Below are 1,289 nucleotides of genomic sequence, written 5' to 3'. Positions count from 1 at the left end.
CCGGGCCGTGCGCGCCGCCCAGCAGGCGGCACGCGGCGCCGAGCAGACCCGCGACCTCGCCCGGGTCTCCCTCGACCGCGCGCAGGAGGCCGTCGCCACAGCCGAGACCGCCGAAACCGTTGCCGAGGCGGCCCTCGAATCCGCCCGCGAAGAGGCCCGCACAGTGCTCGGCCGGTGGACGGAAGCACACGGCACGCTCCTGGCCGAGGAGGGCGCCGGCCGACTCGCCGAAGCCCTCGAACTCACCGGCGAGGCCGACGCGGTCACGCTCGCCGACGCCTTCACCGAGGCCACCGCTCCCGCCGTACAGGAACTGCGCGACACCCTCGCCGCCCTGCGCGCCCAGCGCACGGATGTCGAGCGCCGCCGCGCCGAGGCGGAGACCGAACGCGACCGGATCGCCGCCGAGCACGACGACGCCCCGCCCCCGGCCCGTGGCCGAACCACCGAGAGGGCGTCCGGTGACGGCGTGCCCCTGTGGCAACTCGTCGCTTTCGACAGCGAACTGACTGACCGTCAACGTGCGGATCTGGAAGCGGCGTTGGAGGCGTCCGGCCTCCTCGACGCCCTGGTCACCGCCGAGGACATCCCCGTGGCGGCAGGGCACAGCGAGGGCTACCTCCGCGTCGGCGCCCCGGTGAACGGCCCGAGCCTCGCCGACCTCCTGCGACCCGAGGCCCCCGAGGGCGACGCCGCGATCCCGGCCGCCCGCATTACCGCCGTACTGCGCTCCGTCGCCGTCACCGGCGACCTCGACACCGGGACACCGCAGATCAGCCCCGACGGCCGGTACGCGGCCGGTGTCCTGGTCGGTGCCCACACCAAGGAGCACGCCGAGTACGTCGGCGCCACCGCCCGCGCCCGTCGGCGCGCCGCCCGGATCGCCGCCTGCGAGGCGCTGCTGGCCGAACTGGCCGCCGAACTCGACGAGTTGGGGCGCGTGCAGGCCCGTACGGACGCCGCCCTCGACGCGTACGCCGGCGCCCGCGCCGCGCTGCCCCGCACCACCGGCATCACGCAGGCCCTGCGCGAACTCGACCGGGCCGCGGCGCGGCTGCGCGCCACCCGTGACGCCGCCGACGCAGCCCAGGGCTCGTACGACGAGTCGGTGGCCGCCTGTTCGGTCGCCGAGCGCGCCCTGCGCCGTACCGCGGCCGAGCACGGCATCGAGACCGAGCGCGTCGACGCCGTGGAGACCGCCACCCGCGCCTTCGAGGCGGCGGTCCGCGAACTCACCGCCCGCCGCCGCGAACACGCCCGCCAGACCGAGGCCGCCCAGGCGGGCGCCG

The 1,289-nt window shown here is 76.9% G+C and carries 1 pseudogene; it reads left to right on the top strand.

Going from position 1 to position 1,289, the window contains the following annotated elements:
- A pseudogene (locus O3Q52_RS53190) lies at positions 1–1,289 on the top strand (TIGR02680 family protein); the annotation flags it as partial.

The organism is Streptomyces sp. ActVer, from assembly GCF_027270795.1.
GTDB lineage: Bacteria > Actinomycetota > Actinomycetes > Streptomycetales > Streptomycetaceae > Streptomyces > Streptomyces umbrinus_A.
Note: the sequence above shows the minus strand (reverse complement) of the source record. Positions and strands in the feature narration are given on the sequence as shown.